Genomic DNA, 7,303 nt, shown 5'->3' on the forward strand with positions numbered 1-7,303 from the left:
GACGGGCGGGCGGGGCGCAGGGCACGGATCAGCGGCGGACGAGCACCTCGCGGTACGGGCCGGTCAGGCAGCTGCGGACCGGCGGCGGAGGAGCCACACCACGAGCGCGGCGACCGCGCCGACGGCCAGCCCGCCGACCCCGACGAGGAACGCACCGCCGATCAGCACGATCAGCCAGAGCAGGGCCGGCTTCGACCCGGTCGCCCACTCCGCCTCCGCGAGCAGTGGCGTTCGCGACGAGCACGCGATCTGCATCTTGTCTCCGGCGAAGTGGCGCGCATCCGCCTGTGGCAGCACCGCCACCAGGTGCCAGTCGTCGAACTCCGCGCGGTCGTAGCGGAGGGCGGGAACCTCGGTCGCCAGCGTCGCGTCCCCGCTCGGGGCGACCATGCAGGTGACGCCGAGCTCGGCGCCGGTCGGGCCGCCGTCGCTCGGGTCGCTCCCGTCGCCGGGCATCCCGGACGGCATGCCGTCGATCCGGTCGGTCATGCGCTCGAGCCCGTCCGCGCGAACCCACACGGCGAGGTCGCCGCGCGGCATCGTGAACGTCCCGGCCGGTCCGACCGGCTCCGGCCTCGCGGAGACCGCGATCACGAGGGTGCCGACCCCCAGGGCGAGGGCGCCGATCACGCCGAGGGTGGCGATCACCGCCCCGACCGCGTACCAGCCGGCCGCGGGCCGCCGGCGTGGCGGGCCGGTCGCGGACCCTCGCGGCTGCGCGGGCGGCTCCGCGGGCGGCTGCGCCGGCGGTGGCATGGACACGCCTCCGACTCTAGTCCCGGCGGGCGTCGGCGCGGGCGCTCGAGCACGCGGCTCCGCGTGCACGGGCAGAAGTCGGCGTTGACGTACCGACTAGTCGAAGACTAGTCTCGTCGTATGACGGCACAGGAGATCGAAGTGGGTGCGTACGAGGCCAAGACCCGGCTCTCCTACCTCCTCGAGGAGGTCGAGGCGGGTTCGATCGTGACGATCACCAAGCACGGCCGACCCGTCGCGCGGCTGATCGGAGTGGACACGTCGACCACACCGATCGACGTCGTGCTCGACGAGCTCCACCGGCAGCGGGTCCCGCGCCGCCCCGGGGACCCGTCGGTCCGCGCCATGATCGCCGAGGGGCGCCGTTGACCGAGTTCGTGCTCGACGCGTCCGCGGCGTTGTCGCTGATCTTCGAGGACGAGGACCCCGGCGGTGTGCGTGACGCGTTCCAGGGTGGCGCGCGCGCCGTCGTGCCCTCGATCTTCTTGTTCGAGGTGGCGAACGCCGCGGTCTCCGCGGTGCGACGCGGGCGGATCGACCCGACGGATCTTGCTTCGGTCCTGGGTGGGCTCGGGCGCCTGCCGATCTCGGTGGTGGCCGAGCATCCGAGCCCCGTCGGGCTCGCAGCGATCGCCGTCGAGCACAACCTCTCGGCGTACGACGCTGCCTACCTGCACCTTGCCCGGGAGCGGCAGGTCCCTCTGGTGACGTACGACGGGCAGCTCGCGGCGGCCGCCGCGTCCGTCCTCCGCTGACACCGGCAGGTGATCGTCAGAGCGCCGTACGCGCCGACGCCCCGCCCGGCGGTACCGGACGGGGCGTCGTCATGCGTGCGGGCTACGCGCTCACGCGTGTGCCGTGCTCGCTCTGGCGGTGCTCGCTCAGAAAGCGGCCTCGTCGAGCTCCATCACGTCGAGGTCGGTAACCTCGGCGATCGCCTTCTCGGCGGCGAGCTTCGGGAGGACCTGACGGGCGAACCACTGGGCCGCCGCGACCTTGCCCTCGTAGAAGTGCCGGTCCGACTCGGACACGCCGCCTGCGTCGAGCGCCTTGAGCGCGACCTCGGCGCCGCGCAGCAGCAGCCACGAGCACACGACGTCGCCGAGCGCCATCAGCAGGCGGGTCGTGTTGAGCCCGACCTTGTAGACGTTCTTCGGGTCGCCACCGTCGGCCGGGTTCGCCGACATCATCTGGCCGAAGACGACACCGAGCAGGCCCTGCGCGTCCTCGAGGCCCTTCGCGAGCAGCTCGCGCTCCTGCTTGAGCCGTCCGTTGCCGGCCTCGGAGCCGATGAACGCCTGGATCTCCTGAGCGACGTGCGCGATCGCCTGGCCCTGGTCCTTCACGATCTTGCGGAAGAACAGGTCCTGGCCCTGAATGGCGGTCGTGCCCTCGTACAGGGTGTCGATCTTCGCGTCGCGGACGTACTGCTCGATCGGGTACTCCTGCAGGAAGCCCGACCCGCCGAACGTCTGCAGCGACTCGGTGCCGAGGAGCACCCACGAACGCTCCGAGCCGTACCCCTTGACGATCGGGAGCAGCAGGTCGTTGACCCGCTCGGCCAGCTCGTCGCGCTCACCCTTCGCCTCGGCCAGCATCACCTGGTCCTGCCAGGTCGCGGTGTAGATCACCAGTGAGCGCAGCGCCTCGGAGAACGACTTCTGGGTCATCAGCGAGCGACGCACGTCGGGGTGATGGGTGATCGTGACGCGCGGGGCGTCCTTCGCCGGGTCGAGCATGTCGGCGCCCTGGACGCGCTCCTTCGCGAAGTCGAGCGCGTTGAGGTAGCCGGTCGACAGGGTCGCGATGGCCTTGGTGCCGACCATCATCCGGGCGTTCTCGATCACCTGGAACATCTGCGCGATCCCGTCGTGCACCTCGCCCAGCAGCCAGCCCTTGGCCGGCGCGCCGTCGCCGAAGGTGACCTCGCAGGTGTTGGAGACCTTGATCCCCATCTTGTGCTCGACGTTGGTGACGTACGCGCCGTTGCGGGTGCCGTCCAGCTCGCCGGTCTCGAGGTCGAAGCCGTACTTCGGGACGATGAAGAGGCTCAGCCCCTTCGTCCCCGGGCCGCCGGCGCCCTCGATGCCGACCGGCCGCGCGAGCACGAGGTGGATGATGTTCTCGGACAGATCGCTCTCCGCCGAGGTGATGAAGCGCTTGACACCCTCGATGTGCCAGGTGCCGTCCTCCTGGAGGTACGCCTTGGTGCGGCCGGCGCCGACGTCCGAACCGGCGTCGGGCTCGGTCAGCACCATGGTCGAGACCCACTCGCGCTCGACCATGTGCTGCGCGATCGTGCGGTCCCGCTCGGTGCCGTTGCGGTGGACCACACCGGCGAACATCGGACCGGCGCCGTACATCCAGATCGCCGGGTTGGCGCCGAGGACCATCTCGCCGAGCGCCCAGTTGATGCTGGACGGGGCCAGGGTCCCGCCGAGCTCGGCCATCGTGCCGAGCCGCCAGTAGCCGCTGTCCATCCAGGTCCGGTAGCTCTTCTTGAACGCGGCCGGCACCGGTGCGGTGCTCGTCTCCGGGTCGAAGACCGGCGGGTTGCGGTCGGCGTCGGCGAACGACTCCGCGAGGTCCTCGCGCGCCATCCGGTCGATCTCGCTCAGGATGCTCTTCGCGGTCTCGACGTCGACGTCCTCGAACGGTCCCTGGCCGAGGACCTCGTCACGGCCGAACACCTCGAAGAGGTTGAACTCGATGTCGCGGAGATTGCTCTTGTAGTGGCCCACGGCGACCCGTCCTTGGTGTGGTGCCGGTCCGTACGTGAACCGGCAGTTCTACTGGTCAGTAACTCCAGTGTCCTACTCGTCGGTAACCCACGCAAGCCCGGGTCGCGGATTGGTCGAGAAGTCGAGTGAACCGGGTTGCTCACTCGACCAGGTCGACCTGTCTGGGATCATGGGGCCATGCGGGTGTCGACGAAGGCGGACTACGCGCTGCGCGGTCTGATCGAGATCGCCGGTCGCGCCGAGGACGGGCCGGTCTCGGCGGAGGAGATCGGGAGGCAGCAGGACATCCCGCACGGCTTCCTCCAGGCGATCCTCGCCGACCTGCGCCGCGCCGGTGTCGTCGTGAGCCAGCGCGGTCAGTCCGGGGGCTGGCGGCTCGCTCGTGACGCCGAGTCCATCACCGTCGCCGACGTGGTCCGCGCCGTGGACGGGCCGCTGGTCAGCGTGTACGGCCTCCGGCCGGAGGCGGTGACCTACAGCGGGTCGGCCGAGGTGCTCCAGCACGTCTGGATCGCTGCCCGTGCCAGCCTGCGCGAGGTCTTCGAGTCGGTCACGATCGCGCACCTCGTCGCGGGTGCGCTCCCGGACGCGGTGGAGGAGCTGACCACCGACGAGGACGCCTGGCAGCCACACTGACGACGGCGCGGCGGCGCGTCAGATGCCGGGGGCGCGGTCCCGTCGCGCGGTCCCGTCGCGCGGAGGCGTCGCGCGGAGGCGTCGCGCGGAGGCGTCGCGCGGAGGCGTCGCGCGACGTCAGGACTCCTCGGGCACCGAGGGCGGCAGCGAGACCGTGACCAGCCGTGGGTCGTTGCCGTCACGGCCGAGGATCCGGCGGGACACGAGCACCGACGACGTCACCACGCCCAGCACGAGCAGGCCGAGCTCCAGAGGTCCGAGTCGGGAGCCGAGCAGCAGGAGGACCCCGACCCAGGCGACGAGCAGAACGACGTTGGCCGCGAGCAGGCGGATCACGGTCACGGGTGGGACTCCTCGGGGGGAACTCGCACGGAGAGGCGTACGACGGGGTGGGCCGGGCCACCGCTAGGTTACCGGCATGACGACGCGTGACCCCTGGCGCGATGCCCTGGACAAGCTCGGCAGCGCCTTCATGACCTCTTCGCTCATCCGATCGACGTCGAAGGAGGCCGGGATGCCGTCGGCGGCGCTGTACTTCCGCGGTCGGGTCGGCGTGCTCGGGGACGTCTCGGTGGACACGGCCGAGGACGTCCTGGGCATCTTCCCCCGCCGCGTCGTCGAGTCGATCTGGTCGCGGACCCCGGACGTCGTCTGCGCCGACGCGGTGGAGTCGTACGTCGACGTGAGCCATCGCTGGGCTCGCGAGAACGTCGTCGACGACGAGGCGGCGGCGCGGGCGGCCGACCTGCTGGAGCGGGTCGTGGACGAGACCACGCTGGGTCCGGCGCCGCTCGCGATGGCATTCGCGCGGCTGCCGCGACCCGACGACGTCCCCGCCCGGGTCGTCCACAGCGCCAACGTCGTGCGCGAGATCCGCGGCGGTCTGTACTTCGGAGCCCTTGCGCTCGTCGGGCTTCCGGTGTTCCGGGCGATGCTCGTCGACCCGCGTGCGGGCGCGGAGGGGATGGGCAGTCTCGGGTGGAAGCCGGAGGAGATCGAGGCTGCGCAGAAGGTCGCGCGGCCTGGTGACGACGTGCGGTGGCGCAACGCCGAGGACGCGCTCACGGGTGCGTTCGTCGGCCTGCTCGGCGACGCGATCGGTGAGGAGGCGACCGGCGACCTGGCCGAAGCGCTGCTCGCCGTCCGCCGGGTCGACTGACGTGACCGTGGGCCGCGCCCGGCTCGGGAGCGACCCACGGTCCTCGTCGTGACGTCGTGACGTCGTGACGTCGCGCGTCAGGAGGTGCCCAGGCCCTCCTTCGACGTCGTCAGCGTCGCCACCGCGTGGGCCGCGGCGTCGCCGAGCTCGTCGAGCGCGTCGGCGCTCAGGTTGTCGATCGTGTCGCAGGCCTGGTGGTAGCACGGGTCGTACGGCTCACCCGCGGTCCCGCCGTACTCGTCCGCCTGCTCCTCGGTCTTGACCCCCTCGGCGCCCGAGAACAGGCCGCCCGCCGGGATGCCCTCGGCGATGAACGGGCCGTAGTCGGAGCGCCCGTCGAACGCGGTCGGCTCGCTCGCCAGTCCCTCGCCGTCGAAGTAGTCGGTGAAGATCTGCTCGATCTGCGCCGACCCCTCCGGTCCGGCCTCGGGGGTGTCGGAGCCGTCGCCGTCGTAGACGAATCGGACGTAGTTCGGCGACCCGAGCATGTCGAAGTTGAGGTTCGCGTAGATCGCGTCCTTCTCCTCGTCCGACAGGTTGGCCACGTAGTACTCCGAGCCGAGCAGCCCGGCCTCCTCCGCGCCCCAGAAGGCGAAGCGCACCGGACGGACCAGCTTCTTCGTCAGCTTGAGGTCCGCCATCTCCTCAGCGATCTCGAGGATCGTCGAGGAGCCGGATCCGTTGTCGTTGATGCCCGGTCCGGCTGCGACCGAGTCGAGGTGGGCGCCGACGACGACGACCTCGTCGGGGTTGGCGGGGCCGTGTCCCCAGCCCTTGCCCTTCCCCTTGCCGCTGCCCTTGTGGTGGCCCTTCTTCGCAGGCAGGTCTGCGATCACGTTGTACGTCGTCCGCTCGGGGTCGACCTCGACCTCGGTGCTGACCCGGACGGTGACGTCGCCCGCCTCGGCCTGCTCGACCAGGGCGGCGCCGTCGGCGTAGGAGAGGCCGACGACCGGGATCGATGCAGGTGCCCCGAGGGTTCCGACGACCAGGCCGTCGCGGCCGGGCTGCCCCTCGTTGAAGATGATCACCGCGTCGTAGCCGGCCGCGGCGGCGTTGTCCGTCTTCACGGAGAAGTTGCAGCTCCCGCGCTGGACCAGCGCGACCGCGTCCTCCGCCGGCGCGGGGTCGAAGTCCTCGGCCTCGCAGCCCGAGGTGACCCCCGGCTCGGCCGGGGCGGGCACCTGGACGTCGATCGGGACCACGGTGCCGGTGACCTCGCCGCCACCGGAGTAGTCGAAGGTGCCGGTCTCGTAGTCGGTCGGCGTGGGGGAGAGCTGCTCGAGCTCGGCGGGTGCCAGCTCGCGGAAGAACGAGAACGTGAACGGCTGCACCGTCACGTCGTAGCCGGCGCGCCTGAGCTTCTTCGACACGTAGTCGACGGAGGCGTCGTAGCCGGGGAGCCCGGACGCGCGGTTGTCGTCGTTCGCGTCGGCGATGCGCTGGAACGCGCGCTGGTGCTTCATGATCCCGCGGACCGTGACGGCGCGTGTGAGCTTCTGCGCGCTCCGCGACTCGTGGTGGCCGTATCCGCGGCCGTCCTTGCTGTCGTGGGCGCTCGCCGGGGCGGCGGTAACCGCGCCGAAGGCGAGTGCGACCGCCGAGGCGGCTGCGATCAGTGATCGTCGCACGTGGACCTCCTTGTGAGTGGTTCCGGTTGTGACCCGGCTCACAGTAGGCACGGATGGTGCCGAGCGCCAGGGGCGAGCCGTCGGCCTGTGGACGAGGAATGTCCGATTGCGCCCGGTCTTGGCCGCACTTGGGCCGGTGTGGTTCACTGCCACGAGGTCCTTGTCGTCGACGGAAGGTACGTCTTCGTGGCTTCCCCCCGCCACAGGAAGGCCGCCGCGCCTCCGCCCTGGCGCCGACTGCGTCTCCCCCGTGTGTCCGTTCCCGTGCCGCGTCTCGCGGCCGTCCGGTCGGTAGCCGGCCGTTCCTCGCGGTCGGTCCCGGCGCGCTGGGCACGCCCCGCGGCGGTGGTGGCTGCGGGGCTGGTGGCCACGGCGACGCT

Annotated in this window: 8 protein-coding genes; 4 read left to right on the forward strand and 4 right to left on the reverse strand. The window is 71.3% G+C overall.

The window, feature by feature from the left end; all coding sequences use genetic code 11:
* Nucleotides 1-63: 63 nt before the first annotated feature.
* The gene (locus CLV56_RS20380; protein WP_157805246.1) at nucleotides 64-762 is read right to left on the reverse strand and encodes a hypothetical protein; all 699 of its coding nucleotides are present in this window, start codon (nucleotides 760-762) and stop codon (nucleotides 64-66) included.
* Between the two features lie 114 nt (nucleotides 763-876).
* Between CLV56_RS20380 and CLV56_RS20385 the strand changes: the two genes are divergently transcribed.
* Together CLV56_RS20385 and CLV56_RS20390 are read left to right on the forward strand one after the other, a co-directional pair.
* A complete protein-coding gene (locus CLV56_RS20385) occupies nucleotides 877-1,125 on the forward strand; it encodes a type II toxin-antitoxin system Phd/YefM family antitoxin (protein WP_100415625.1) in 249 nt (82 codons plus the stop codon).
* Complete coding sequence (locus tag CLV56_RS20390) at nucleotides 1,122-1,511, forward strand: type II toxin-antitoxin system VapC family toxin (RefSeq protein WP_100415626.1); 390 nt, start codon at nucleotides 1,122-1,124, stop codon at nucleotides 1,509-1,511. Before CLV56_RS20385 ends, CLV56_RS20390 begins: the two co-directional genes overlap by 4 nt.
* Nucleotides 1,512-1,637: 126 nt before the next feature.
* Here the strand turns inward: CLV56_RS20390 and CLV56_RS20395 are convergent, their stop codons facing one another.
* Nucleotides 1,638-3,497 (reverse strand): acyl-CoA dehydrogenase, encoded by a 1,860-nt coding sequence (locus CLV56_RS20395; protein ID WP_100415627.1) that lies wholly within the window; start codon nucleotides 3,495-3,497, stop codon nucleotides 1,638-1,640.
* Nucleotides 3,498-3,674: 177 nt separating this feature from the next.
* On the opposite strand from CLV56_RS20395, the gene CLV56_RS20400 reads away from it, so the two are divergent.
* Nucleotides 3,675-4,133, forward strand: coding sequence for an RrF2 family transcriptional regulator (locus CLV56_RS20400; RefSeq protein WP_100415628.1), 459 nt, complete (start codon nucleotides 3,675-3,677; stop codon nucleotides 4,131-4,133).
* Nucleotides 4,134-4,250: 117 nt separating this feature from the next.
* Here CLV56_RS20400 and CLV56_RS20405 read toward each other — a convergent pair whose 3' ends face one another.
* Nucleotides 4,251-4,475 carry a hypothetical protein gene (locus tag CLV56_RS20405; protein ID WP_100415629.1) on the reverse strand — a complete coding sequence of 75 codons (225 nt, stop codon included), beginning with the start codon at nucleotides 4,473-4,475 and terminating at the stop codon, nucleotides 4,251-4,253.
* A gap of 76 nt (nucleotides 4,476-4,551) precedes the next feature.
* Between CLV56_RS20405 and CLV56_RS20410 the strand changes: the two genes are divergently transcribed.
* A complete protein-coding gene (locus CLV56_RS20410) occupies nucleotides 4,552-5,292 on the forward strand; it encodes a helix-turn-helix domain-containing protein (protein WP_100415630.1) in 741 nt (246 codons plus the stop codon).
* Between the two features lie 77 nt (nucleotides 5,293-5,369).
* Here CLV56_RS20410 and CLV56_RS20415 read toward each other — a convergent pair whose 3' ends face one another.
* A complete protein-coding gene (locus CLV56_RS20415; RefSeq protein WP_100415631.1) occupies nucleotides 5,370-6,923 on the reverse strand; it encodes a M28 family metallopeptidase in 1,554 nt (517 codons plus the stop codon).
* Nucleotides 6,924-7,303 lie beyond the last annotated feature (380 nt).

Origin of the sequence: Mumia flava, assembly GCF_002797495.1 — a bacterium.
Classification (GTDB): domain Bacteria; phylum Actinomycetota; class Actinomycetes; order Propionibacteriales; family Nocardioidaceae; genus Mumia; species Mumia flava.